Genomic DNA, 24,500 nt, shown 5'->3' with positions numbered 1-24,500 from the left:
GCCCCCCGCCGCCGGACCGGGCACCCCCGGCGCCCCGGGCGGCGACCCCGCCCGGACGGGGCTCCGCGTCGCCGTCCAGGCCCTCGCCGCCGTCGTCGCCGGCTATGTCGCCATGGGCGTCACCGCCGCCCTCGGCCTCTGGGCCGCCGGCGCCGCCGACCTCCCCGGAGGCTTCGCCGCCGTCCTCGCCGCCGTCGTGGTCATGGCCGCCGGCGGCCAGGTCGAGATCACCGGCTCGGCCGGCGCCTTCGCCGGCACCGAGGGCGAACTGACCGCGATGCCCCTCACCGTCACCCTCGTCGGCGCGCTCGTCACCGGCGCCGTCTTCCTCCGCCCGCTCCGCCACCACGCGGTGGCCCGGGGCGGTGAGCTCGCGGCCCGGGCCGCGGCCGTCGTCGTGCTGTGGCTGGCCGCGCTCGCCGGGCTCTGCGCCGCCGCCCGCCACGACTTCCCGCTCACCCTCGGCGTCGGCGACCCGCAGGAACCCCTCGCCGACCTCTTCGGCGAACTCCTCGACGCGACCGACCCCACCGTCGGCTTCCGCGCCGTCGTCGGGGCGACCCTCGGCTACGGCCTCCTGTGGATCCTGGGCGTCCTGCTGGTCGCCCTCCTCGTCTCCCGCCGCAGCGCCCTCCCCGCGCGCGTGCTCCGCCATCAGGAGGCCGTCCGGCCCGCCGCCTCGGCGATGCTCCTGCTGCTCCTCGCCTACGTCGCCGTCGGCCTCGTCATCGGCCTGGTCGTCGCCGCCACCAGGGGACACGCCGCCGAGACCCTCGCCGTCCTCCTCCTCGGCCTGCCCAACGTCAGCTGGCTCGCCCTCGGCGTCGGCATCGGCGGCTCCTGGGAGGGCACGGTCGACGGCCCCTTCGGCCTCCCCATGCCCCAGATCCTCGACGCGGTCCTGCGCGGCGGCGACGGCACCGGCCTGTCCACGGTGGACCTGTCCTCGCTCGCCGCCGAGGACGGACGTGCCTGGTGGCTGCTGCCCATCGCCGCCGTCCTCGTCCTCGCCACGGCCTTCCTCGCCGCCGTACGCTCCCCGGCCCGGGTCCGGCCCTGGCAGCACGCCCTGCACGTCGGCGTCGCCTTCGCCCTCACCATGCTGGCCGTCGCGCCCCTCACCCTCGTGGAGGCGCGCTTCGGCCTCTCCATCCTCGGCATCGGCGACCTCGGAGCGCTCGGCGGCGAGGTCGTGCTGCGGCCCGAGGTGTGGCGGACGGCCGGCCTGGCCCTCCTCTGGGGCCTCGTCGCCGGCTTCCTGGGCGGCCTCCTCGCCACCCGCACCCGCCACCACGGCCAGCTCCCGCCGCACCCCGAGGCATCCAAGGCACCCGAGGCACCCTAGGCAGCCAGGACGCTGCCCGACGGGAGCCCACGGTCACGCGCCGAGCCGCCGGAACACCGGCCGGGCCCACCCGGGCGGCTCCGGCGGCGGACCCGGAGCGCGCCGCCCCGCCCCGGTCGCGGCGACCGGACCGCCGCCCGGCACGCGCGCGAGGGCCGCCCGCAGCTCCGCGACGAACTCCAGGCACGTCCCGTACCGCTCCTCCGGCGTCTTCGCCAGCGCCCGCGCGAACACCGCGTCCGCCGCCTCCGGCAGCCCCGGCCGGTGCTCGGCCAGCGCCGGCGGGGGGTCGTACTGCTGCGCCCACAGCACCGCCCAGTCGGTGTCCCGGCGGAACGGCGGCACGCCGCACAGGGTCTCGAAGACCACGCACGCCAGGCTGTACACGTCGCAGCGCCCGTCCACCGGCTTCCCCGAGATCTGCTCCGGCGCCACGTAGTCCAGCGTGCCCACGAACTCGCCCACCGTCGTGAACCCGGTCAGCGACAGCGACTTCTTCGTCAGCCCGAAGTCGGTGAGGTAGACGTGCTCCGGGTGCTCCCGGTCGGTGCCCTCGGCGACCAGGATGTTCCCCGGCTTCACGTCCCGGTGCACCAGGTCGTGCGCGTGCGCCGCGTCCAGCGCCGACGCCACCTGCGCCGCGATCCGGCCCGCCGTCGCCGGCGGCAGCGGCCCCTCCCGGGCCAGCAGCGCCACCAGGTCCTGCCCCGCCACGTACCGCATCGCGATGTACAGGACCCCCTCCGTCTCGCCCGCCTCGAAGACCGGCACGATGTGCGGGTGGTCGATCGACGCCGCCACCCGCGACTCGTGCGCGAACCGCTTCCGGAAGGTGTCGTTGCGCGCCAGCTCCGGCGCCAGCAGCTTCAGCGCCACCGTCCGGTCGAGCCGCAGGTCCCGCGCCCGGTACACGACCGCCATCCCGCCGCGCCCGATCTCGGCCTCCACCCGGTAGCCCGCGATCTCCCTGCCGACGAGCCCCGACGGCCGCCCCGCCGGAAGACCGGTGTCCCGCGCCCCGCCGGCGCCCGCGCCCGCCATCAGCGCTCGTCCTCCGCGTCGGGCGGCCGGCTGACGACCCGGGTCGGCGGCGGCCCGGCCGCCACCGCCTCATCGATCTGCGGCACCACCTGCGTCGGCTCGTACCCGACCGGCGCCGGCCGCACCTCCGGCACGGGCTCGGTCTCCGGCTCGGGCCCGGCCGGCGGCACCTCCTCAGCCTCCGGTACGGGCTCCGCCGCCTTCGGTACGGGCTCCGCCGCCGCGGCCTGCGGGGCGCCGGCCTCCTCCGCCGTCCGGGAGGGCCCCGACGACGCCGCGTACGTCGTCAGGCCCACCCCGTCGCAGTACACCCAGCGCTCGTGCTCCGCGTCGTACAGCCAGACCGACTCGCCGTCCACGACCATCCCGACCCGCAGCCCGCGGGTGCGCCGCCGGAAGGTCTCGCCGTCCGCCCGGCCCGCCGCCAGCTCCTCCACCGCCCGCCGGTACCGGCCCAGGGCGTCCTCCGCGCGCGCGATGAGGGGGCGCGGGTCGGCCGTCCGGGCGAGCGACGAGCCGGCCGCCGGCGGATCGTCGGGGACCGTGACGAGCAGGCGGGCGTCCACCCACGCCTGCCAGCCGTTGGAGCACAGCACCCGCCCCCAGTCACCCGTCCGCTCCACCAGCCGCACCGGCAGGAAGGCGTCCAGCGGGAACGTCGGGAAACCGGGGTCGGGCGCCTGCCAGGCGGACAGCCCGCCGCGCGGCACGACATGGGTCGGCCGGAAACCGGCCGCGTCATAGGAATCGGATCCGATATCCGATACGGGGTCGGGAACGGTCACAGCCCCACCTCCTGATCAGATGGCGGTCAGCGGCGCATGACGACGGGTTCGTGCCGGCGCAGCAGCCGGGCCACGGCCAGCCCGAGCGCCAGACAGAGCACGACCAGCATGCCCATGTCGAAGAGCCAGGCCGACGCCGTGTGGTCCATCAGCGGATCGGCCGTCTTCTCGCTCGGCGCCACCGCCCCGATGTCGATGGTCGCGCCCATGGCGGCGAACGCCCACCGCGACGGCACCAGCCAGGCCAGCTGCTCCAGCACCGGGGTCCCGCGCACGCTCAGCAGCGCGCCGCAGAACACCACCTGGACGATCGCGAGGAGGACGAGCAGCGGCATCGTCACCTCCTCCTTGCGGACCAGCGCCGACACCAGCAGCCCGAGCATCATCGCGGTGAAGGCCAGCAGGGCGACGGCGAGCGTGATCTCGATCAGCGGGGGCATCAGCACGCCCTTGCCGTCGGGCACGTTCAGCGGCACCCCGACCAGGGCGACCAGGGTCAGCACCACCGCCTGGACGACGGTCACCGTGCCGAGGACGACGACCTTGGAGGCGAGGTAGGCGGAGCGGGACAGGCCGACGGCTCTCTCCCGGCGGTAGATCGTGCGCTCCTTCACCAGCTCGCGGACCGCGTTGGCCGCGCCGGTGAGGACACCGCCGACGCACAGGATGAGCAGCACGTTGAGGGTGGACTCGGGGTTGAGGCTGCCCTCGGAGAGGGCCCGGGCCATGGCGCCCATCACGAACGGCAGGGCGACCATGATGGCGAGGAAGGTGCGGTCGGCGGCGAGCGCGGCCGTGTAGCGGCGCACCAGGGTGCGCAGCTGCCCGCCCCAGCTCTGCGGCTTCGGCGGCGGCGCGTGGGCGGCGGCGGGCGCTCCGGCGGTTCCGTCGCCGTCGGCCACGGGCGCGTACGGCCGGACCGTCGCGTCCTCGATGTACCGCCGGTGGAAGCGCGAGTCCCGGTACTGCCCGGCCCAGTCCCGGTCCCGGTCGGTCTCGAACGCCTCGAACGCCTCCGGCCACTGGTCGAAGCCGAAGAACGACAGGGTGTCGTCGGGCGGTCCGTAGTAGGCCACCCGGCCGCCGGGGGCGAGCACGAGGAGCCGGTCGCAGACGTCCAGGCTGAGCACGCTGTGGGTGACCACGACGACCGTGCGGCCGTCGTCGGCGAGCCCGCGCAGCATGTGCATCACCGAGCGGTCCATGCCCGGGTCGAGGCCGGAGGTCGGCTCGTCGAGGAAGAGCAGGGACGGCTTCGTCAGCAGTTCGAGGGCGACGCTGACCCGCTTGCGCTGCCCGCCGGAGAGGCTGTGGATCGGCTGGTCGGCCCGTTCGGTGAGCCCCAGTTCGCCGATGACCTCCGCCACGCGCGCGTGCCGCTCGGAGGCGGCGGTGTCGCCGGGGAAGCGGAGTTCGGCGGCGTACGACAGGGCGCGCCGGACGGTCAGCTGGAGGTGCAGGATGTCGTCCTGCGGGACGAGCCCGATGCGCTGGCGCAGCTCGGCGTAGTCCCGGTAGAGGTCGCGGCCGTCGTAGAGGACCGTGCCCCGGTCGGCGGGCCGCTGGCCGGTGAGCGCGCCGAGCAGGGTGGACTTGCCGGCGCCGGACGGGCCGACGACCGCGAGCAGCGTCTTCTCGCCGACCGGGAAGGACACCCCGTCGAGGAGGGTCTTGCGGCCGTGGTCGACGGTGACGGCGAGTTCCTGCACGTCGAGGGAGATCTCGCCGGTGTCGGTGAACTCGACGAGCTGCCCGCCCGCCAGGCAGAACGCGCTGCGGCCGATGCCGACGATGTCGTCCGCCGTGACCCGTACCGGTTCGACGACGGGGCGCCCGTTGAGGAAGGTGCCGTTGTGGCTGCCGAGGTCGTGGATCCAGTAGGTGCCGTCGGGGCGGGCGAGGAGTTCGGCGTGGTGCCGGGAGACCACCAGGTCGGCGACGACGACGTCGTTGTCCGGCGCCCGCCCGATCCGCACGGTGTGCTCCGGCAGCGGCCGCACCGCCGTCGGCCGCCGGAAGGTCCCCGTGGCCCCCGGCCGCGACACCCGCGCGGGCCGCGCCGCGGCTTCTCGTACGGGCTCCGCGTCGGCGGCGATCGCGGAGGAGCCGGGTGGGGCGCCGGCGTCCCGGTCGGCCGCGGGCCGGGGCTCGCGGGGCGGCGGGGGAGGAGGCTCGCCCGGGGGTGCGGTGAGGACCGCGCGGGGCCCGTCCTGCGGGTGGCCGAAGCGGACCACCGTGCCCGGGCCGACGACCCGGGGGAGCCGCACCCGCACGCCGTCGGCGTAGGTGCCGTTGGTGCTGTCCTCGTCGGCGAGCGTCCACTGGCCGCCGGCGGCGCGGAGCACCGCGTGGTGCCAGGACGCCCGGGCGTCCGAGAGCACGATGTCGCTGGTGGGGTCACGCCCGACGCGGTAGACGCGGCCCGGGTCCATGCGCGTCGAGACCCCGTCGACGAGCAGGACCAGGCCCGGTGCGGCGGGCGCGACCGGCCGCTCTCCCATGCGTGAATCCTATCCGCCGGGGCCCGCGCCCGCCCGGGCACCGGGCCTCGGGCGGGGTGCGGCGCGCGGGTAGGGTGGGCGCCGGGCCGCGGGGAGCGGCGCCGGAGCGACGGGAGGACGCGGACGTGCCGAAAGGTGTCACGAGGCGGCGGCCGCGCACCCGGGCGGCGCTGCTGAAGGCCGCGCTGGAGACCTTCGCCGAGCACGGTTTCCACGCCACCACCATCGAGCAGATCTGCGAGCGCGCCGGGTACACGCGGGGCGCGTACTACTCGAACTTCGCCAGCAAGGAAGAGCTCTTCCTCGCCCTCTTCGACGAGCACAGCGAGCGGACCGTGCGCCGGCTCGCGGCGTCCATCGACGCCCTCACCGCCGAGGAGTACACCCTCGGGCGGCTCGCGGAGCTGGCCGCGACCATCGAGCCGGACGAGCGCGACTGGTACCTGGTCACCACCGAGTTCACCCTGCACGCCATCCGCGACCCGCAGGCGGCGTGGGTGCTGGCCCGGCACGACGAGCGGCTGCGGGCCGAGATCGCCCGCGGCCTCACCCTCGTCCTGCACCGGGCGGGCCGCGAACTGACCGTGGACGCCGACCGTTTCGCCCGCCTCCTCATCGCCCTCCGCGAGGGCGGCCTGGCACAGAGCTACGTGGAACCGGACGCGCTGCCCCCGGGCACCCTGGAACGCCAGTTCCTCCCCCCACTCCTCGAAGCCTCGACCCGCCCGGCCCCACCGCCCCAGCCGGACACCTCCGGGCCGGACACCTCGCTCTGACCCCGGGTCAGGAGGAGGGGGCGCCGAAGCGGGCCAGGTAGTGCCAGACCTTCTTGACGTCCTGGGGGTCGTACGCGCCGGACAGTGACGCGTCCTGGACGATGCGCGGGTCCAGCAGGCCGTCGACGGCGATGCGGGCGCCCAGGTCGACGTACTCGGGGCCGCGGAAGTCGGGGTGGCGGCGGAGTTCGGCGACGGTGAGGCGGAAGCCGGCGTGCCACTCGACGGGGCACGGCAGCCTGCGGGCCGCCGCCTCCACGGCGGTGCCGCGGTGGCTCGGGTCCAGGACCAGCGCCTCCACGTCCCGCGCGATCTCGACCGGGCCGTGGACCTGCGCCTCGACGTAGTCGTCCAGCGGATCGGCCGCGTCCGCCTCCGCCAGCGCCACCAGGCCCATCCGGGACGCCACCCCGAAGTCGGCCGGCTCCAGGAAGCTGTCGGGGTAGCAGAAGCTCGTCCGGGCGGTGGCCTCCGGCGTCAGACGCAGATGGGCGGAGCCGAAGCGGGGCGCGGCGCCGTAGGGGCGGCGGCGGAAGTCCAGGGCGCCGTAGACCGGGCGCTCGTGGGCCGGCGCCTCGTCGTACGCGCCGCCGAAGATCCGGCTCTCCCAGCGCCACCGGTCGCCGCCGGGCCGGGCGGTGAGCCCGCCGTTGCTGGTGCCGGTCACGAACTGCGAGCGATAGACGCCGTCGTCGGCCAGCGCGTCCAGGAAGTGCGGGTGGAAGTTGAGGGTGACCCGCAGGGCCGGGTCCAGCGGCGCCCCCGACGACCGGGCCTCCACGTGCGCCAGCGCCCGCAGGGCCGTGTCGTGGAGCGGGGAGGGGGACGGGCGGGAGGCGGAGGTCGTCGTCATGCGGGGAGTCTGCCCGAGCCGACGGGCTTGCGGCACGCGGATTTCGCTGGCTACGGTCACGGCGAAGGGGAGGGGAAAGCGCTTGCCCACCCTGCCGGCCCCGGCGGCCCCTCGGCCGCGGCTCTCCCCGCTCGTCCGTCCCGCACCCCAGGAGCCCCCCGTGCCCACCCCCGACGTCCTCGTCTACACCCGCACCGCCGGGTACCGGCACGACTCCATCCCCGACGGCGCCGCCGCCCTCACCGCCCTCGCCGCCGCCCGGGGGCTCACCGCCGAGACCACCGAGAACCCCGCCGCGTTCACCGCCGGCGGACTCGCCGGCCGCGCCCTCGTCGTCCTGCTCTCCACCACCGGCACCGTCCTCACCCCCGAGGGCCGCACCGCCCTGGAGGCGTACCTGCGCGGCGGCGGCGCGCTGCTCGCCGTCCACGCCGCCGCCAACGCCGAACCCGACTGGCCCTTCTACGGCGACCTCCTCGGCACCCGCTTCGCCGGCCACCCCCCGCTCCAGCCCGGCGCCGTCCTCGTCGAGGACGCCGGCCACCCCGCCTGCGCGCCGCTGCCGGGCCGCTGGGAGTGGACGGACGAGTGGTACGAGTACGCCTCCCACCCGCGCGCCGCGGGCGTCCGCGTGCTGCTGCGCGCCGACGAGACCGCGTACGAGGGCGGCACGCTCGGCGACGACCACCCGATCGCCTGGTGCCGGACCGTGGACGCGGGCCGCTTCCTCTTCACGGCCCTCGGCCACACCCCGGAGGCGTACCGCGACCCCGTCTTCCAGGCCCATCTCGACGGGGCCCTGGCCTGGCTCCTCGGGTGACCCACGCGCGCGTGCGTCACCCCACCGCACCCGCCCCCCTTGCGCCACGGCGCCGGAAGCGGGAGGTTTCCGGTGGGGGCCGACGCAGGAGGAGAAGGCCATGGCCATCGCCACCGTGAACCCCGCCACCGGCGAGACGCTGCGCACCTACGACGCGCACGGGCCGGACGAGGTGGAGCGGCGCATCGCCGCCGCCCACGAGGCGTTCCGCCACTGGCGCACCACGCCGTTCGCCGAGCGGGCCCGTCTGCTGCGCGCCGCCGCCACCCTCCTCGACGAGGACGCCGAGGACATCGCCCGCACCATGACGCTGGAGATGGGCAAGCCCCTCACCGCCTCCCGTGCCGAGGCCGGCAAGTGCGCCAAGGCCATGCGCTGGTACGCCAAGCACGCCGAGGAACTGCTCGCCGACGAGCACCCGGCCGAGAGCGACGTCCGGGACTCGGGCGCCGACCGCGCCCGCGTCCACTACCGGCCGCTCGGCCCGGTCCTCGCCGTGATGCCGTGGAACTTCCCCCTCTGGCAGGTGATCCGCTTCGCCGCGCCCGCCCTCATGGCCGGCAACACCGGACTCCTCAAGCACGCCTCCAACGTGCCCAGGACCGCGCTCTACCTCGGCGACCTGTTCCGCCGCGCCGGCTACCCCGACGGCTGCTTCCAGACCCTGCTGATCGGCTCCGGCGACGTCGAGGCGGTGCTCCGCGACCCCCGGGTCGCCGCCGCCACGCTCACCGGCAGCGAACCGGCCGGCCGGGCCGTCGCCTCCGTCGCCGGCGACGTCGTCAAGAAGACCGTCCTGGAGCTCGGCGGCAGCGACCCGTACATCGTGATGCCCTCCGCGGACATCGTCCGGGCCGTGAAGACCGCCGTCACCGCGCGCGTGCAGAACAACGGCCAGTCCTGCATCGCCGCCAAGCGGTTCATCGTCCACGAGGACGTGTACGAGGACTTCACCGAGCGGTTCACCGCGGCCATGAACGCCCTCACCGTCGGCGACCCCCTCGACGAGTCCACCGACGTCGGACCCCTCGCCACCGAGAAGGGCCGCGCCGACCTGGAGGAACTCGTCGACGACGCCGTCCGGCTCGGCGCCACCGCGCTGTGCGGCGGCCACCGTCCCGAGGAGCCGGAGCTGGCCCGCGGCTGGTACTACCGGCCCACCGTCCTCACCGGCATCACCCCCGAGATGCGGATCCACCAGGAGGAGACCTTCGGCCCCGTGGCGACCGTCTACGCGGTCCGGGACGCGGAGGAGGCGGTGGCGGTCGCCAACGACTCGCCGTTCGGGCTCAGCTCGAACGTGTGGACCCGCCGGGACGAGGACGTCGACTTCTTCGTCCGCGACCTCCAGGCCGGCGGCGTCTTCGTCAACGGCATGACCGCCTCCCACCCGGCGCTCCCCTTCGGCGGCGTCAAGCGCTCGGGCTACGGGCGCGAGCTGTCCGGCCACGGCATCAAGGAGTTCTGCAACGCCACGACGGTCTGGCAGCGCGCCTGAGCCCCGTCAGCGCGCCTGACCCAGAGCCCCGCGCCTGGCCCCGAGGCCCCGCGCCTGGCCCCGAGCCCCGCGCCCGAACCAGCGCCCTGGGGCCCGAACCAGAGCCCTGGGGACCGAACCCCGGAAAGAACCGCGGTCCGTCCTACTCCCGCGTCCACGCCAGCAGCCGGTCCGCGTCCCACGTGTTGATCACGCGCCCGGCGGGGACGCCGCACTCCTCCGCCCGCGCGCAGCCGAGGATCTGCCAGGCCAGCTGGCCCGGTGCGTGCGCGTCCGTGTCGACCGCCAGGTACGCCCCCGTCTCCACGGCGAGCCGCAGCAGCCGCCGCGGCGGGTCGAGCCGTTCCGGACGGCTGTTGATCTCCACCGCCGTGCCCGCCTCCGCGCACGCCGCGAACACCCGCTCCGCGTCGAACTCCGACGCGGGCCGCAGCCGCCCGCCCGCGACGAGCCGGCCGGTGCAGTGGCCGAGCACGTCCATCAGCGGGTTCCGCACCGCGGTCTCCATCCGCCGGGTCATCGCCCGCGCGTCCATCCGCAGCTTCGAGTGGACCGACCCCACCACCAGGTCGAGCCGGTCGAGGAGTTCGGGCTCCTGGTCGAGCGAGCCGTCGTCGAGGATGTCGCACTCGATGCCGGTGAGCAGCCGGAAGGGCGCCCACCGCTCGTTCAGCGCGGCCACCACGTCCAGTTGCTCCCGCAGCCGCTCGGGCGACAGGCCCCGGGCCACGGTCAGCCGCGGCGAATGGTCCGTCAGCACCGCCCAGTCGTGCCCCAGTTCGATCGCGGCCCGGCCCATCGCCTCGATCGACGCCCCGCCGTCCGACCAGTCCGAGTGGAGGTGACAGTCGCCGCGCAGCGCCGCCCGCAGCTCCCGCCCCCCGCCCGGCTCGGCCGGCTCCACCTCCAGCGACTCCGCCAGCTTCTCCTCCAGGCCGGCCAGATAGTCCGGCACCCGGCCCTCCAGCGCCTCCCGCACCACCCCCGCCGTCTTCGGGCCCACCCCCTTCAGGGACTCCAGCGTGCCCGCCGCCGCCCGCCGCTCCGCCTCGCCCGCCGGCAGGGCCTCCACCGCCGCCGCGGCCGTCCGGAACGCCCGCGCCCGATAGGCCGGGCCGCCGCCGCGCTCCAGCAGGAACGCGATCCGGTTCAACGCCGCCACAGGATCCATGACCGGCTCCTCAGCCGCCGCCCGACGCGTCCGCGCCCACCGGCGCCGGACCGATCTCGCACCACACCGCCTTGCCCTCGCCGCGCGGCTCCACCCCCCAGCGGGAGGCCAGCGCGTCCATCAGGAGCAGCCCCCGGCCCGACGTCGCCGCCTCGCCCGGCGTACGCCGGCGGGGCCAGGCGCTCGACCGGTCCTGCACCGACAGCCGCACCCGCCGCACCGGCTCCGGCAGCACCTCCAGGGTGAGCACCGCCCCGCCCTCGGTGTGCAGCAGCACGTTGACCAGCAGCTCGCCCGTCAACAGCTCCGCGTCGTCGGCGAGTTCCGGCATCCCCCAGTCCCGCAGCGCCTGGCCCACGGCCGCCCGCGCGTCCGAGAGCCCCTGCGGATCGGCCTGGTGGATGTACTGGTGGATGCGCGGCGCCCGCGGCGTCCCCGGGTCCGGACTCCGCCGCAGCACCAGCAGCGCCACGTCGTCTCCCGACCCCCACCGCTCCCACAGCCGCTCCGACAGGTGGTCGGCCAGCGCCTCCGCCTGCGGAGGCCCGCTGCTCACCGCCTCCGACAGGGCCGCCAGCCCCGCCTCGATGTCGGTGCCGGGCTGCTCCACCAGACCGTCCGTGCACAGCACCAGCGTCTCTCCCGGCACCAGGTCGAGCCGGGTCTCCGGGAACTCCTCCTCGCCGAACACGGTGGCGAGTCCGAGCGGCATCCCGCCGCGCAGCTTCGGCTGTCCCACCCGCCCGTCGGTGTGCCGGATCAGCGGCCCCAGATGCCCGGCCCGCACCGCCCGCACGGTCCCGCTCGCCAGGTCCACCTGCGCGTAGGTGCAGGTCGCGAAGCGGTTGGTGTCCAGCTCCGCGAGGAAGCGGGAGGCCCGGGCGAGCACCGTGGACGGGGCGTGGCCCTCGCCCGCGTACGCCCGCAGCGCGATCCGCAACTGGCCCATGATCGCCGCCGCGTGGGTGTCGTGGCCCTGCACGTCGCCGACGACGATGCCCACCCGGCCGCGCGGCAGCGCGATCACGTCGTACCAGTCGCCGCCGACCTGCCGGCCGCTCCACGCCGCGTGGTACCGGACCGCGATCTCCCCGCCGGAGATCTCCGGGATCCGGCGCGGCAGCATCGTCTCCTGGAGGCCGGTGGCCAGTTCCCGCTCCTCGTCGAAGAGGATCGCCCGCTGGAGCGACTGGGCGACGATCGCCGCGAGTCCGAGGGCCAGGTTCCGCTCGTCGGCCGTGAACGCCGTACGCCCCCGGTAGAACAGCGCCATCCCGCCCAGCGAACGCGCCTGCGCCACCAGCGGCAGATAGCAGGCCGCCTGGAACGGCAGCCGGCCCAGATACGGGGCCAGCTCCGGGAAGTCCCGCCCCAGCGAGGCGAACGAGGACACGAACCGAGGCCGGCCGCTCAGCACCGCGTCCGCCAGCGGCAGCCCGTCGTCGAGCCGCCGCAGCCGCAGCCCGTCCAGCACCTCCAGGGAGTCGCCGCTCAGCGCGATCACGTTCAGCGAACCGTTCTCGACCAGCCCCAGCGCCAGCCCGTCCGCGCCCAGCCGGGCCAGGCCGCCCGGCCCCGTGAGCGCGGCCGTCACGTCGTCCACCGTCACCGCCCGCGACAGCGCGTGCGTGGTCCGCTCGACGATGCTCGTCTGCATCTCGCGGCGCTTCTCCAGCTGCTGCACGAAGGCCGCGTGCGACACCTCCGCCGTGGTGTCCCGCACCGCCCCCACGATCCGGTGCGCCCACCCGTCTCCGTCCCGCAGGATCCGCGCCAGCACATGCGTCCAATGGGGTGTCCCGTCGTCCTGCGGGATCGGGAAGTGGGCGCTGTACGAGGTGTCACCGCCGGTCACCGCGGCCCGCACCACCCGGTCCAGACGCGTCCGCTCCGCCGGGTCGAGCCGCGCCACCAGGGTCTCCGGCCGCCCGTCGAAACCCTCCGGGGACATGCCGAAGACCAGCAGCCCGGACGCGTCGACATCGATGGTGCCCGTGTCGAGGTCCCAGTCGAAGCTGCCGGTCCGGTTCATGGCGAGCCACTCGGCGGGCCCGATCCCGCCCGTGCGCCCTCGCGGATCGTCGTCGGTCATCCTCCCCATTGTCGAACCCGCGCCCCGCGGACGCCATGGCTGCGACACGGCGTGGCGCCCGCACGCCGTCGGCCGGCGCGGCCCCCGTACCGGCCCGTACCGACCCCGGAGCGACGCCGGGGCGGGCCGGGCGGCCGGGGCAGAATGGGGCGGTGCAGCCTCGTTACCGCGTCCTCGGTCCCGGCCGTGCCCCGCACGCCGACGGCACGGAGGGCCCGGTGCGCGGCGCCCGCCTCGCCGCCCTCTTCGCCGCGCTCGCCGCCGCCGGGGGCCGGCCCGTCCCGGTGGCCGCCCTCGCCGGCCAGGTGTGGGCCGGGGGCGCCCCGGGCCCCGAGGGCGTCGGCGGCATGCGGGCCTGGGTGGACTGCATGGACGGCGGGTACGGACGGGCCCTGGAGCGGCTCGCCCGCGCGGTCGACGACCTGGAGACGCTGGCGCGGCTGGTGGCGCCGTACCTGCTGGTCGCCCAGTTCGCGACGGGCGCGTGGGCGCTCGGCGGGCGCGGCCGGAGCGGCGACGCCCGCACCGGGGCCCGGCTCCTCGGCGCGTACGACGCCCACGCCGGCGGGGGCCGGGGCGGGGGCTTCCGCCCGTACACCCCGCAGACGGAGACCCTGATCCGGCGCCGCGCGGAGGCCGTGCTGCGGGCCGCGCTCACCCCGGAGGCGTACGACGGGGAGTACGCGGCGGGCGCGGCGCTCGCGGTCGTGGAGGCGGCCGCCCTGCTGCGGCGGACGGCGGATCCCGGGCCCGCGCGGGGCGCCCGGATGCGGGGCGGCGGAGCGGACACGAGAATGGCGAGTGCCGGGACCCACCCGCAGAAGCATGGAGGAGACGGCATGAACGCTGAGCCCGACGAGAAGTCCCGGGGGGACGTACCGACGCCCGACCGGCTGCTGCACGCCGGTTCCGAGGGCGAGTTCACGGCGGAGGACCTGGTGCTCGCCTCCGGCCGGGACGTGACGCCGAAGACCCTGGCCTGGGCCGAGCGCCGGATGGCGGAGAAGGGCCGCGCATCCCTGGACGAACTCCTTCCGTAAGGTCCGAGCCGCGCGCCCCCGGCCCGGGCACGCGCGCGTACCCCGGGGCCCGGGCCGGCACGCGCCGCGCCCCGGGCCTTCCACATTTGTGAAACACGTTCTACCGTGACGGCCGTCGTGCCCAGGGACGACGGAGCCGCCACGGGAGGCCGGGATGCACCTGCAGTACACGCCGGAACAGAACCGCCTGCGCGCCGAGCTGCGGGCCTACTTCGCGGAGCTCGTCCCCGAGGACGTGCACAGCCGGTACGGGGACCCGGCGGCCCAGAAGCGCTTCTACCGCGAGACGATCCGCCGCCTCGGCGCGGACGGCTGGCTCGGCGTCGGCTGGCCCACCGAGTACGGCGGGCGCGGCCTCACGCCGATGGAGCAGTTCATCTTCTTCGACGAGGCCGCGCAGGCGGGCGTCCCGCTGCCGCTCATGGCGCTGAACACGGTCGGACCGACGATCATGCAGTTCGGCACCGACGAGCAGAAGGCGTACTTCCTGCCCCGCGTCCTCTCCGGCGAGATCGACTTCGCCATCGGCTACAGCGAGCCCGACGCCGGCACCGACCTCGCGGCCCTGAAGACCCGCGCGGTGCGCGAGGGGGACACGTACGTCGTCAACGGGCAGAAGATCTGGACGACCAACGGCGACACCGCCGACTGGGTCTGGCTCGCGGTCCGCACCGACCCGGACGCGGCCCCGCACAAGGGCATCACCATGCTCCTGGTGCCGACCACCGACCCCGGCTACTCGTGCACGGTGATCAACACCCTCGCCTCGCACGACACCACCGCCAGCTACTACGACGACGTCCGCGTCCCCGTCTCGCGCCGGGTCGGCGAGGAGAACAAGGGGTGGCGGCTCATCACCAACCAGCTCAACCACGAGCGCGTCACCCTCGCCGCCCACGGCACCATGGCGATCCGCGCCCTCCACGACGTGCGCCGCTGGGCCGCCGACACCCTCCTCTCCGACGGCCGCCGGGTCATCGACCTCCCCTGGGTCCGCCGCGGCCTCGCCCGCACCCACACCCGCCTCGACGCGATGAAGCTCCTCAACTGGCAGATGGTCAACGCCGTCCACCACGGCACCCTCACCCCCCAGGACGCCTCCGCCGTCAAGGTCTACGGCTCCGAGGCCCGCCGCGACGCCTACGCCGCCCTCATGGAGGTCGTCGGCGCCGCCGGCGCCCTCAAGGAAGGCTCCCCCGGCGCCGTCCTCCACGGCGAACTCGAGCGCGGCTACCGCTCCGCCGTGATCTTCACCTTCGGCGGCGGCAACAACGAGATCCAGCGCGAGATCATCTCCTGGATCGGCCTCGGCATGCCCCGCGTCCGCCGCTGAGCGGTGGTGTCAGCCGAGGCGCCACTGCTGGTTGCCGCCGCCGTGGCAGCCCCACAGTCCGACCCGTGCGCCGTTCGCGGTGGAGGCACCGGTCACATCGAGGCACAGGCCCGACCGGACGCTGGTGACGGTGCCGTCGGGGTTGAGGTTCCACCGCTGGTTGGTGCCGCCGTTGCAGTCCCAGATCGCGACCGCGGCGCCGGCCGCGGTCCCGGTGGCGTCGAGGCACTTCGCCCCGCCGTAGACGGTGAGCTGCCCGGCCGACGTCGCGGTCCAGGTCTGGTTCGTCTGGCCGGTGCAGTCCCAGATCTGCGTCTGGACGCCGTTGGTCTGCGAGAAGGCGGGCACGTCCAGGCACTTGCCCGAAGCGTCGGCGCGGATCGGACCCGGGGTGGTCCCGCCGGAGCCGTCGAGTCCGAAGAAGGCGATGGCCCGGGCCGCCATGCCGCGGGCGGGCAGCGTGTGCCCGACGCCCTGGAAGCTGTTCGCCTCGACCGGAGCCTGCGTGCCGGTGGCGCCGTAGCGGGTGCGGGTCCAGCCGGACTCCGGGGAGTCGGTGGAGGCCGGGGTCCGGCTCACCCCGAGCACATCGGTCCACTGCTTGATCTCCTCGCCGAAGTTCGCGTAGCGCAGCACGTCGTCCTCGGTGCCGTGCCACAGCTGCATCCGCGGCCGGGGGCCGGTGTACCCCGGGTAGGCGTTTCGGACGAGGTCGCCCCACTCCCGCGGGGTCTTGCTGATCTTGCCGGTGGCGCAGTCGCTGTTCCAGCCGGAACCGTTGGTGGTGGCGAAGCAGCCGAACGGAACGCCCGAGAACGCCGCACCGGCCTTGAACAGGTCGGGGTAGGTGCCGAGCAGGACGTTGGTCGTCATCGCGCCGGACGAGGCGCCGGTGACGTACACCCGGCGGGCGTCGGCGTTCATGTTCTGCACGGTGTACCGGACCATCTGGGCAATGCTCGTGGGGTCACTGCCCCCGTCGTGCCTGAGCGCCTGGGGCGAGGAGACGTCGAAGCACTGCCCGCTGACGTTCGCGTCCGGGTAGACGACGATGAAGCCGTACTGGTCGGCCAGGCGGGCGAACTCCGTGTTCGCGTGGAAGGCGGGCCCCGTGCCGGTGCAGTAGTGCACCGCCACGAGCACCGGCGCTCGCGCCGGAGCGCTGTCGGGCTTGTAGACGTACATCCGCAGGTTTCCGGGGTTGCTGCCGAAGGCGGTCACCTCGGTCAGTGACGCGGCCGACGCGGGGCCGGCCGAGGCGCCGGTCAGCCCGAGGGCCGCGACGAGCGGTGCGATCCCCATCAGCAGGGCGACCAGCACGTCTCTGACGCTTCTCTTCTTCGACGACCGGGACATGACAATGTCCTTTCTGGAGTACGGGGCCGGAGACGCTGCTGCCGTTCGGCCGGCCGAACCGGCGGGGGAGACCCGGTGGTTGGTGGGGCCTGGGAGCCACGAGCGAAGCGCTTCGACGCTCCCATCACTCCGGATGTGATGTCAATGAGGTGGGGGAGGCGAGGCCGTCCGGTCTCCGACCGTCGTGCGTCGCCGGAGAGTGAGCAGGGGAGTGTCCCCTCGATCGAACGAAGCGCTTCGACGCTGACCAAGCCACCTCACCGTCCGCCACGCGCGCGCGTGCGGGCGGTGTAACCCCCCGCGCGTGTGGCGCGTGATCGTCCGGAAACCGCGTCTTCCTACCGTCACGGACGTGGGAGATTTCCCACCGGGTGTCGATCGGAAGGGGGCGCCGGTGGCAGCGCCGGGAACGGGGACCGGGGCCGTGCGCACGGCCTGCTCGTACTGCGGGGTGGGCTGTGGCATCGTCCTCGACGTCACGCGGGACGAGGCCACCGGGCGGCGGCGGGCCGCCGGGGTCTCGGGCGACAGGGCCCACCCCGCGAACCTCGGGCGGCTGTGCACCAAGGGGGCCACCAGCGCCGACATGATGGCCGCCCCCGGCCGGGCCGAGACGGCCCTGGTCCGGGCGGAGCGCGGCGGCGAGCCCGTCCCCACGCACGTCGACGACGCCGTCGCCGAGGTGGCCCGGCGGCTGCGCGCGATCCTGGACGAGCACGGGCCCGACGCCCTGGCCTTCTACGTCTCCGGGCAGATGTCGCTGGAGGCGCAGTACCTGGCCAACAAACTGGCCAAGGGTTTCGTGCGCACGAGCATGATCGAGTCCAACTCCCGGCTCTGCATGGCGTCCGCGGGCACCGGATACAAACTGTCGCTCGGCGCGGACGGCCCGCCCGGCTCCTACCGGGACCTCGACCACGCGGACGTGTTCCTGGTGATCGGCTCCAACATGGCCGACTGCCACCCGATCCTCTTCCTGCGGATGATGGAGCGGGTGAGGACCGCCGGGGCGAAGCTGATCGTCGTCGACCCCCGGCGCACCGCCACCGCCGACAAGGCCGACCTCTTCCTCCGGATCCGGCCCGGCACCGACCTCGCCCTGCTCAACGGCCTGCTCCACCTGCTCGTCGAGAACGGGCACGTGGACGAGGACTTCGTCGCCGAGTTCACCGAGGGCTGGGCGGACATGCCCGCCTTCCTCGCCGACTACCCGCCCGCCGCGGTCGCCGAGATCACCGGCATACCGGAGGCCGACATCCGGCGGGCCGCCCGCTGGATCGGCGAGGCCGGCGCGTGGACGAGCTGCTGGACGATGGGGCTCAACCAGTCCACCCACGGCACCTGGAACACCAACGCGCTGGTCAACCTCCACCTCGCCACCGGGGCGATCTGCCGGCCGGGCGCCGGGCCGTTCTCGCTGACCGGCCAGCCCAACGCCATGGGCGGCCGCGAGATGGGCTACATGGGGCCCGGACTGCCCGGACAGCGCTCGGTGCTCTCCGCCGCCGACCGCTCCTTCACCGAGGGGCTGTGGGGCATCCCGGAGGGCTCGCTGCGCACCGACGCGGGCAGCGGCACGATCGACATGTTCGAGCGGATGGCGGCCGGCGCCGTCAAGGCGTGCTGGATCATCTGCACCAACCCCGTCGCCTCCGTCGCCCACCGCGGCACCGTCGTCGCCGCCCTCGAGAAGGCCGAACTCGTCATCACCCAGGACGTGTTCGCGGAGACCGAGACCAACGCCTACGCGGACGTCGTACTCCCCGCCACGCTGTGGGCGGAGTCCGACGGCGTCATGGTGAACTCCGAACGGGACCTCACCCTCGTCCAGGGCGTCGTCGACCCGCCCGGACAGGCCCTGCCCGACTGGCAGCTCATCGCCCGCGTCGCCTGCGCCATGGGCTTCGCCGACGCCTTCACGTACGCCTCCGCCGAGGAGGTCTTCGAGGAGCTCAAGCGCGCGTGGAACCCGCAGACCGGCTGGGACCTGCGCGGCGTCTCGTACGAGCGGCTGCGCGTCAACCCCGTGCAGTGGCCCGCCCCGCCCGGCGACGACGCCGACCGCCACCCGGTCCGCTACCTCAACGACGGCGTCAGCCAGACCCTCCTCGTCCGGGAGGACGGCAGCCGCCCCCGGCTGGCCTTCCCCACGCCGAGCGGACGCGCCCGCTTCTTCGCGCGGCCGCACCTGCCCGCCGCCGAACTGCCCGACGACGCGTATCCGTTCGTCCTCAACACCGGCCGCCTCCAGCACCAGTGGCACACCCTCACCAAGACCGGGAAGGTCGCCAAACTGACGAAGCTCGCCCCCGGGCCCTTCGTCGAGGTCCACCCCGAGGACGCCCGCGCGCTCGGGGTCGCCGACGGCGACCACCTGGAGATCGCCTCGCGGCGCGGCCGGGCCGTCCTGCCCGCGGTGGTCACCGACCGGGTCGCGCCGGGGAACTGCTTCGCCCCCTTCCACTGGAACGACCTCTTCGGCGAGTACCTGAGCGTCAACGCCGTCACCAACGACGCCGTCGACCCGCTCTCCTTCCAGCCCGAGTTCAAGGCGTGCGCGGTGGCCCTGACGAGGACGATCGCCCCCGTGCCACCGGTCCGGCCCGCCGAGGCGGCGCCCGAGCCCGCCCTCGCTCCCGTGCCCGCTCTCGCGCCGACGGCCGGGCCGGTGCCCGCCCTCGCCGCGCTCTTCGGCGTCGCGGACCTCGTGCCGCCGGCCTTCACCGAACCGGAGCGCCGGTACCTCGCCGGCTATCTGACCGGACTGTCGAGCGGGCCCACCGACGGGCGGGTGCCGGTGCTGCCCGCCTCCGCGCCCCTCGCCCCCGCCCACGGCCTCTGGGTCGACGGCGTCCTGGCCGGGCTGTTCTCCCGCGCGGACCCGCCCGCGGACGCGCCCGCGCACCCCGCCGCGCGGGCGGACGGGCCCGGCGCCCCGGCCGCCCGTCGCCTCCTCGTCCTGTGGGCCTCCCAGACCGGCACCGCCGAGGAGTTCGCCGCGTCCGCCGCCGCCCGCCTCTCCGCGGCGGGGCGGGAACCGGCCGTCCTCGCCATGGAGGGCGTCGCCCCCGCGGACATCGGGACCGACACCGACCTGCTGGTCGTCACCAGCACCTTCGGCGACGGCGACGCCCCGGACAACGGCGCCGCGTTCTGGCAGGCCCTCAGCGCGCCCGACGCCCCCCGCCTAGAGGGCGTGCGGTACGCCGTGCTCGCCTTCGGCGACTCCAGCTACGACGACTTCTGCGGGTACGGCCGCCGGGTGGACGAGCGGCTGGCCGAGCTCGGGGCCGGCCGCCTGCACCCCCGTACCGACTGCGAACCCGACCACGAGGAGAGCTCCGCCGCCTGGCTCGCGGCCCTGCTGCCCCTCCTCACCGCCCCGGCCCCCGCCCCGGCGCCGGTCCCGGCCCCGGCACCGGCGCCGGCGCCGCCCCGGCCGTCCGCCCCGGCGCGGTACACGAAGGCGGCGCCGTTCCCCACCCTCCTCATCGGCAACCGGCGGCTGAGCCTGCCCGGGTCGGAGAAGGAGGTGCGGCAGTTCACCTTCGACACGCGGGGCGGCGAACTGGCCTACGAGGCGGGCGACGCCCTCGGCGTGTGGCCGGCCAACAGCCCCGCGCTCGTCGCCGAATGGCTGGCCCTCACCGGGCTCGACCCCGCCGAGCCGGTCGACGCCGGAGGCGCCGGCCCGCTGCCGCTGGCCGAGGCCCTGCGGACCCGCCTCGACCTCGCGCGCATCACCCCCGACCTGCTCCGCTTCGTGGCCGAACGCACCGGCAGCCACGAACTGAAGCGGCTCCTCCGCCCCGGCAACCAGGACGAGCTCGCCAAGTGGAGCTGGGGCCTCCAGGCGGCCGACCTGATCGGCGCCCACCCGGTCCGGGCCTCCGCCGCCGACTGGGCGGGCGTCCTCAGGCGCCTCCAGCCGCGCCTGTACTCGATCTCCTCCAGCCCCCTCGCCCACCCGGGCGAGGTCCGCCTCACCGTCTCCGTGGTCCGCTACGCCAACGACCGGGGCCGCGACCGCACCGGCGTCTGCTCCGCGTACCTCGCCGACCACGCCGACGACGGCCCGGTGCAGGTCTTCGTCCAGCGCTCCCCGCACTTCCGCCCGCCGGCCGACCCCACCGCGCCGCTCGTCATGGTCGGTCCCGGCACCGGCGTGGCCCCCTTCGTGGGCTTCCTGGAGGACCGCGCTGCCCGCGGCCACACCGGCCGCAACTGGCTCTTCTTCGGCGAGCAGCGCGAGGCCACCGACTTCTACTACCGCGAGGAGCTGGAGGCGCACCTGGCGAGCGGCCGGCTCGACCGGCTCGACACCGCCTTCTCCCGCGACCAGCGCGCCAAGGTCTACGTCCAGGACCGCATGCGCGAACACGGCGCGGCCCTCTGGTCCTGGCTCCAGGACGGCGCGCACCTCGCCGTGTGCGGCGACGCGGCCCGCATGGCGAAGGACGTCGACCGCACGCTCCGCGAGGTCGTCGCCCGGCACGGCGGCATGGGCGAGGAGGAGGCGGCCGCGTACGTGAAGCAGATGGCGGTGGAGAAACGATACGTCCGGGACGTGTACTGACCGGGGCGGGCCGGAGGGAAGAGAGAGGGCCGGAGCAGAGAGAGACCGGAGCGGAGAGATAAGGGGCCGGAGCGGAGAGAGACGGCCGGGCGGCCCTCTCGTCGTTTCCTACGGCTCCCCTCGCAGGAGCGATGGAGGGTCGCATGATCTTGTTGCAGATGAGACCCCAAACGGCCTAACGTGGCGCACATGCAGTCCTACACCATCGGACAGGCCGCACGTCTCCTCGGCGTCAGCCCCGACACGGCCCGCCGCTGGGCGGACGCGGGCAGGGTCGCCACCCACCGCGACGAGAGCGGCCGGCGCGTGATCGACGGCAGATCGCTCGCCGCGTTCGCAGTGGAGATCGCGCAGGGCGAGGGCGAGGGCGACGACCCGTCGTACACGTCGGCCCGCAACGCCTTCCCGGGGATCGTCACCGCGATCAAGCTCGGGGACGTCGCCGCCCAGGTCACCATCCAGGCCGGTCCCCACCGGCTGGTCTCCCTGCTGACCAGGGAGGCCGTGGAGGAGCTGGGACTGGAGGTCGGCATGCGGGCCACCGCCCGCGTGAAGTCCACCAGCGTGCACATCGACCGCGCCTGACACCGGGAGCCCCGACCCTCATGTCCCTCACCCCCGCCGCACGCCGCGCCTCCGCCGCCGTGCTCACCGCCGCCCTGCTCGTGCCGCTCGCGGCCTGCGGCACCGGCGACGACACGAAGAACGACGCCGGCGCCGAGGGCGCCGACCTCACGGTCCTCGCCGCAGCGTCCCTCACCGACGTCTTCAAGACCGCGGGAGCCGCGTACGAGAAGGCCCACCCCGGCACGAAGATCACCTTCTCCTTCGCCGGCTCGCAGGAGCTGGTCGCCCAGGTGTCGCAGGGCTCGCCCGCCGACGTCCTGGTCACCGCCGACACCAAGAGCATGGACAAGGTGAAGGCCGACACCGGCACCCCGGCGATCATCGCGAGGAACCGGCTCGTCATCGCCACCGCCGAGGGCAACCCCTTCAAGGTCGACGCCCTTGCGGACCTCGCCGACCCGAAGCTGAAGGTGGTCCTCGCCGCCCCCGAGGTACCGGCGGGCAAGTACAGCCGGCAGATCCTCGACAAGCAGCACCTCACGGTGAAGCCGGTCTCCGAGGAGCCCAACGTGCGCTCCGTGCTCAGCAAGGTCGAACTCGGCGAGGCCGACGCCGGTCTCGTCTACCGGACGGACGCCGCGAGCGCCGCCGACAAGGTCGACGCCGTGGAGATCCCGGACGGCCAGAACGCCGTCGCCCAGTACCCCGCCGCCCCGCTGAAGGACTCGGAGCACGCCGAGGCCGCCGCCGCGTTCGTCGCCTGGCTGTCCTCGCCGGAAGGCCAGAAGATCCTCCAGGACGCGGGCTTCCAGAAGCCATGACACGCGCGCGCGTACGCACGTCCGGCGCCCGGCCCCCGCTCACCCTGGCGCTGCCCGCGCTGGCGGCCGTGGCCTTCCTGGCCCTGCCGCTGCTCGGCATCCTCGTCCGGACCGAGTGGGGGGAGCTCGCGGACCACCTGAGCGCACCCGGCACCGTCCAGGCGCTCAAGCTCTCGCTGCTCGTCTCCTTCTGGGCGCTCGGCCTCTCGCTGCTGCTCGGCGTCCCGCTGGCCTGGCTGCTGGCCCGGGTGCCCTTCCCGGGCAAGGCGTTCGTACGCTCGCTGGTCCTGCTGCCGATGGTGCTGCCGCCGACCGTCGGCGGAGTGGCGCTGCTCCTCGCCTTCGGCCGGCGCGGGCTCCTAGGCCCCTGGCTGCGGGACACCTTCGGCATCACGCTCCCCTTCCACACCTCGGGGGCCGTGCTCGCGGCGACCTTCGTCGCCATGCCCTTCCTCGTCATCAGCCTGGAGGGCGCGCTCGGCGGACTGCGGCCCCGCTACGAGGAGACGGCGGCGTCCCTCGGCGCCTCACCGGTCCGCGTCTTCTTCACCGTGACCCTGCCGATGGTCGCGCCGGGCGTCCTCGCGGGCGCGGCGCTGACCTGGGCGCGGGCCCTCGGCGAGTTCGGCGCCACCATCACCTTCGCCGGCAACCTGCCCGGCACCACGCAGACCCTGCCGCTCCAGGTCTATCTGCTGCTCCAGGACGAGCCGGAGGCCGCGACCTCGGTCTCCCTGCTCCTGCTGGCCATCGCGATGGGTGTGCTGATCGCCCTGCGCGGGCGGTGGACGGGCACCCCGGCGGACCGCCGGGTCCGCGGGATCACGGCCACCGCCGAGCCGGGCACGGAGCCCCGGGCACCGACGCGCCCGCTGCTTCCCTCCGGCGAGCGCTGGGGGCTGCACGCCGAGGTCACCGGCTACACCCGGCTCACCCTGGACGCCGACCCCGGCACCACCATCGCCGTCGTCGGACCGAACGGCGCCGGCAAGACCACGCTGCTGCGGGCCCTCCTCGGGCTGACCCCCCGGGCCCACGCGGACCTCCGGCTCGGGGACGAGGACGTCACCACGCTGCCCCCGCACCGGCGGCGGGTCGCGTGGGTACCGCAGGACGGCGCCCTCTTCCCCCACATGACGGCCCTCGCCAACACCGCGTACGGGCTGCGCGTCCAGGGCGTCGCGCGCGCCGAGGCCCGGCGGGAGGCGCAGGGCTGGCTCGACCGCCTCGGGGTGGGCCACCTGGCCCACCGCAGGCCGTCCCAGCTGTCCGGCGGGCAGGCCGGGCGGGTCGCCCTGGCCCGCGCGCTGGCCGCCCGGCCCCGGCTCCTCGTCCTCGACGAACCGCTCGCCGCCCTCGACCAGACGACCCGGGCGCAGGTGCGGCACACGCTCCGCACCCACCTGGCCGGGTTCGGCGGCGTGTGCCTGATCGTCACCCACGACCCCGTCGAGGCGGTCTCGCTCGCGGACCGGGTGCTCGTCCTCGACGAGGGCCGCGCCCTGCAGGACGCCGCTCCGGCCGAGGTCACCCGCCACCCCCGCTCGCCGTGGGTGGCCCGCATGCTGGGCCGCAACGCCTGGCCGGGCACGGCCACCGCCGAGGGCCTGACCCTCGACGCCGGCGGTGTCCTGGTCGCGGCCGACCCTCCGCCGCCGGGCACGCGCGCGTTGGCGGTGGTCGCGCCCGAGGCGGTCTCGGTCCACCGCGAGAAGCCCGCGGGCAGCCCCCGCAACGTCTGGCCCGGAACCGTACGCGAGATCACCGGCAGCGGCAGCCGGCTGCGGGTCCTGATCACCTCCGGGCGGACGCCGGACCTGGTCGCCGAGATCACGCCGCAGGCCGCCGCGGAACTCGGCCTGGCCGACGGCGTGACGGTGTGGACGAGCGTGAAGGCGACCGAGACGACGGTCGTCCCGCTCTAG

17 protein-coding genes are annotated in these 24,500 nt (G+C 75.1%); 10 read left to right on the top strand and 7 right to left on the bottom strand.

Annotated elements, in window-relative coordinates; all coding sequences use genetic code 11:
- The first annotated feature begins 112 nt into the window (after positions 1 to 112).
- The gene (locus IF73_RS0127875) at positions 113 to 1,345 is read left to right on the top strand and encodes a streptophobe family protein (protein WP_051717385.1); all 1,233 of its coding nucleotides are present in this window, start codon (positions 113 to 115) and stop codon (positions 1,343 to 1,345) included.
- Between the two features lie 33 nt (positions 1,346 to 1,378).
- Here IF73_RS0127875 and IF73_RS0127870 read toward each other — a convergent pair whose 3' ends face one another.
- The 3 genes from IF73_RS0127870 to IF73_RS0127860 are packed head-to-tail and all read right to left on the bottom strand — an operon-like array spanning position 1,379 to position 5,672.
- Positions 1,379 to 2,386: a serine/threonine-protein kinase gene (locus tag IF73_RS0127870; protein WP_031012897.1), complete on the bottom strand. Its 1,008-nt coding sequence runs from the start codon at positions 2,384 to 2,386 to the stop codon at positions 1,379 to 1,381.
- Positions 2,386 to 3,171, bottom strand: a complete 786-nt coding sequence (locus tag IF73_RS0127865) for a hypothetical protein (RefSeq protein WP_234338365.1) — start codon at positions 3,169 to 3,171, stop codon at positions 2,386 to 2,388. Before IF73_RS0127865 ends, IF73_RS0127870 begins: the two co-directional genes overlap by 1 nt.
- A gap of 26 nt (positions 3,172 to 3,197) precedes the next feature.
- Positions 3,198 to 5,672: an FHA domain-containing protein gene (locus IF73_RS0127860; RefSeq protein ID WP_031012895.1), complete on the bottom strand. Its 2,475-nt coding sequence runs from the start codon at positions 5,670 to 5,672 to the stop codon at positions 3,198 to 3,200.
- Positions 5,673 to 5,797: 125 nt separating this feature from the next.
- Here IF73_RS0127860 and IF73_RS0127855 point away from each other — a divergent pair, with 125 nt between their 5' ends.
- Positions 5,798 to 6,448 (top strand): TetR/AcrR family transcriptional regulator, encoded by a 651-nt coding sequence (locus IF73_RS0127855; RefSeq protein WP_031012894.1) that lies wholly within the window; start codon positions 5,798 to 5,800, stop codon positions 6,446 to 6,448.
- A gap of 7 nt (positions 6,449 to 6,455) precedes the next feature.
- Here IF73_RS0127855 and IF73_RS0127850 read toward each other — a convergent pair whose 3' ends face one another.
- Entirely contained in the window at positions 6,456 to 7,301 is an 846-nt protein-coding gene (locus IF73_RS0127850) for a DUF3626 domain-containing protein (RefSeq protein WP_051717380.1), read from the bottom strand.
- A 160-nt stretch (positions 7,302 to 7,461) separates the two neighbouring features.
- Between IF73_RS0127850 and IF73_RS0127845 the strand changes: the two genes are divergently transcribed.
- Both IF73_RS0127845 and IF73_RS0127840 read left to right on the top strand, forming a co-directional pair.
- Positions 7,462 to 8,121, top strand: coding sequence for a ThuA domain-containing protein (locus IF73_RS0127845; RefSeq protein ID WP_031012892.1), 660 nt, complete (start codon positions 7,462 to 7,464; stop codon positions 8,119 to 8,121).
- Between the two features lie 100 nt (positions 8,122 to 8,221).
- Positions 8,222 to 9,619: an NADP-dependent succinic semialdehyde dehydrogenase gene (locus IF73_RS0127840; RefSeq protein ID WP_031012890.1), complete on the top strand. Its 1,398-nt coding sequence runs from the start codon at positions 8,222 to 8,224 to the stop codon at positions 9,617 to 9,619.
- 142 nt (positions 9,620 to 9,761) lie between these two features.
- Here the strand turns inward: IF73_RS0127840 and IF73_RS0127835 are convergent, their stop codons facing one another.
- Positions 9,762 to 10,790 (bottom strand): PHP domain-containing protein, encoded by a 1,029-nt coding sequence (locus IF73_RS0127835; protein WP_031012888.1) that lies wholly within the window; start codon positions 10,788 to 10,790, stop codon positions 9,762 to 9,764.
- Positions 10,791 to 10,800: 10 nt separating this feature from the next.
- Positions 10,801 to 12,882 carry a SpoIIE family protein phosphatase gene (locus tag IF73_RS0127830; RefSeq protein ID WP_031012887.1) on the bottom strand — a complete coding sequence of 694 codons (2,082 nt, stop codon included), beginning with the start codon at positions 12,880 to 12,882 and terminating at the stop codon, positions 10,801 to 10,803.
- Between the two features lie 839 nt (positions 12,883 to 13,721).
- Between IF73_RS0127830 and IF73_RS0127825 the strand changes: the two genes are divergently transcribed.
- Together IF73_RS0127825 and IF73_RS0127820 are read left to right on the top strand one after the other, a co-directional pair.
- Positions 13,722 to 13,922 (top strand): hypothetical protein, encoded by a 201-nt coding sequence (locus IF73_RS0127825; RefSeq protein ID WP_031012886.1) that lies wholly within the window; start codon positions 13,722 to 13,724, stop codon positions 13,920 to 13,922.
- Positions 13,923 to 14,076: 154 nt separating this feature from the next.
- Entirely contained in the window at positions 14,077 to 15,255 is a 1,179-nt protein-coding gene (locus tag IF73_RS0127820) for an acyl-CoA dehydrogenase family protein (RefSeq protein WP_031012884.1), read from the top strand.
- A 9-nt stretch (positions 15,256 to 15,264) separates the two neighbouring features.
- Here IF73_RS0127820 and IF73_RS0127815 read toward each other — a convergent pair whose 3' ends face one another.
- Positions 15,265 to 16,611: a PHB depolymerase family esterase gene (locus tag IF73_RS0127815; protein WP_031012882.1), complete on the bottom strand. Its 1,347-nt coding sequence runs from the start codon at positions 16,609 to 16,611 to the stop codon at positions 15,265 to 15,267.
- 424 nt (positions 16,612 to 17,035) lie between these two features.
- On the opposite strand from IF73_RS0127815, the gene IF73_RS0127810 reads away from it, so the two are divergent.
- The 4 genes from IF73_RS0127810 to IF73_RS0127795 all read left to right on the top strand — a co-directional run bounded on the left by IF73_RS0127810 (position 17,036) and on the right by IF73_RS0127795 (position 24,500).
- Positions 17,036 to 21,187 (top strand): bifunctional nitrate reductase/sulfite reductase flavoprotein subunit alpha, encoded by a 4,152-nt coding sequence (locus IF73_RS0127810; RefSeq protein WP_234338364.1) that lies wholly within the window; start codon positions 17,036 to 17,038, stop codon positions 21,185 to 21,187.
- A 189-nt stretch (positions 21,188 to 21,376) separates the two neighbouring features.
- The gene (locus IF73_RS0127805) at positions 21,377 to 21,772 is read left to right on the top strand and encodes a TOBE domain-containing protein (protein WP_031012877.1); all 396 of its coding nucleotides are present in this window, start codon (positions 21,377 to 21,379) and stop codon (positions 21,770 to 21,772) included.
- 20 nt (positions 21,773 to 21,792) lie between these two features.
- Positions 21,793 to 22,575 (top strand): molybdate ABC transporter substrate-binding protein, encoded by a 783-nt coding sequence (gene modA, locus IF73_RS0127800; RefSeq protein WP_031012875.1) that lies wholly within the window; start codon positions 21,793 to 21,795, stop codon positions 22,573 to 22,575.
- Positions 22,572 to 24,500, top strand: coding sequence for an ABC transporter permease (locus IF73_RS0127795; protein ID WP_031012874.1), 1,929 nt, complete (start codon positions 22,572 to 22,574; stop codon positions 24,498 to 24,500). Before modA ends, IF73_RS0127795 begins: the two co-directional genes overlap by 4 nt.

It is taken from the genome of Streptomyces sp. NRRL F-5727 (assembly GCF_000719555.1).
Lineage (GTDB): Bacteria > Actinomycetota > Actinomycetes > Streptomycetales > Streptomycetaceae > Streptomyces.
Note: the sequence above shows the minus strand (reverse complement) of the source record. Positions and strands in the feature narration are given on the sequence as shown.

Coding starts and splice junctions, on each gene's coding strand:
- IF73_RS0127875 (WP_051717385.1), top strand. CDS start 113: ATGGGCGTCACCGCCGCCCTCGGCCTCTGGGCCGCCGGCGCCGCCGAC.
- IF73_RS0127870 (WP_031012897.1), bottom strand. CDS start 2,386: ATGGCGGGCGCGGGCGCCGGCGGGGCGCGGGACACCGGTCTTCCGGCG.
- IF73_RS0127860 (WP_031012895.1), bottom strand. CDS start 5,672: ATGGGAGAGCGGCCGGTCGCGCCCGCCGCACCGGGCCTGGTCCTGCTC.
- IF73_RS0127850 (WP_051717380.1), bottom strand. CDS start 7,301: ATGACGACGACCTCCGCCTCCCGCCCGTCCCCCTCCCCGCTCCACGAC.
- IF73_RS0127840 (WP_031012890.1), top strand. CDS start 8,222: ATGGCCATCGCCACCGTGAACCCCGCCACCGGCGAGACGCTGCGCACC.
- IF73_RS0127835 (WP_031012888.1), bottom strand. CDS start 10,790: ATGGATCCTGTGGCGGCGTTGAACCGGATCGCGTTCCTGCTGGAGCGC.
- IF73_RS0127830 (WP_031012887.1), bottom strand. CDS start 12,882: ATGACCGACGACGATCCGCGAGGGCGCACGGGCGGGATCGGGCCCGCC.
- IF73_RS0127825 (WP_031012886.1), top strand. CDS start 13,722: ATGAACGCTGAGCCCGACGAGAAGTCCCGGGGGGACGTACCGACGCCC.
- IF73_RS0127820 (WP_031012884.1), top strand. CDS start 14,077: ATGCACCTGCAGTACACGCCGGAACAGAACCGCCTGCGCGCCGAGCTG.
- IF73_RS0127815 (WP_031012882.1), bottom strand. CDS start 16,611: ATGTCCCGGTCGTCGAAGAAGAGAAGCGTCAGAGACGTGCTGGTCGCC.
- IF73_RS0127805 (WP_031012877.1), top strand. CDS start 21,377: ATGCAGTCCTACACCATCGGACAGGCCGCACGTCTCCTCGGCGTCAGC.
- modA (WP_031012875.1), top strand. CDS start 21,793: ATGTCCCTCACCCCCGCCGCACGCCGCGCCTCCGCCGCCGTGCTCACC.
- IF73_RS0127795 (WP_031012874.1), top strand. CDS start 22,572: ATGACACGCGCGCGCGTACGCACGTCCGGCGCCCGGCCCCCGCTCACC.